Below are 467 nucleotides of genomic sequence, written 5' to 3' on the forward strand. Positions count from 1 at the left end.
CCACCGTTTCTTCCCTGACAAAAGAGCTTTACAACCCGAAGGCCTTCTTCACTCACGCGGCATTGCTGGATCAGGCTTGCGCCCATTGTCCAAAATTCCCCACTGCTGCCTCCCGTAGGAGTCTGGACCGTGTCTCAGTTCCAGTGTGGCTGGTCGTCCTCTCAGACCAGCTACTGATCGATGCCTTGGTGGGCCTTTACCCCACCAACTAGCTAATCAGATATCGGCCGCTCCAGGAGCACAAGGCCTTGCGGTCCCCTGCTTTCATCCTTAGATCGTATGCGGTATTAGCGTAACTTTCGCTACGTTATCCCCCACTCCAGGGTACGTTCCGATATATTACTCACCCGTTCGCCACTCGCCGCCAGGTTGCCCCGCGCTGCCGTTCGACTTGCATGTGTAAGGCATGCCGCCAGCGTTCAATCTGAGCCAGGATCAAACTCTTCAGTTTAATCTCTGTTTATTTG

At 54.4% G+C, this 467-nt stretch carries 1 rRNA gene; it reads right to left on the reverse strand.

The annotated features are described in order from the left end of the window. Positions 1–451, reverse strand: a 16S ribosomal RNA gene (locus tag GTP90_RS36075); the annotation flags it as partial. Positions 452–467 lie beyond the last annotated feature (16 nt).

Origin of the sequence: Duganella vulcania (genome assembly GCF_009857655.1) — a bacterium.
GTDB classification, from domain to species: domain Bacteria; phylum Pseudomonadota; class Gammaproteobacteria; order Burkholderiales; family Burkholderiaceae_D; genus Rugamonas; species Rugamonas vulcania.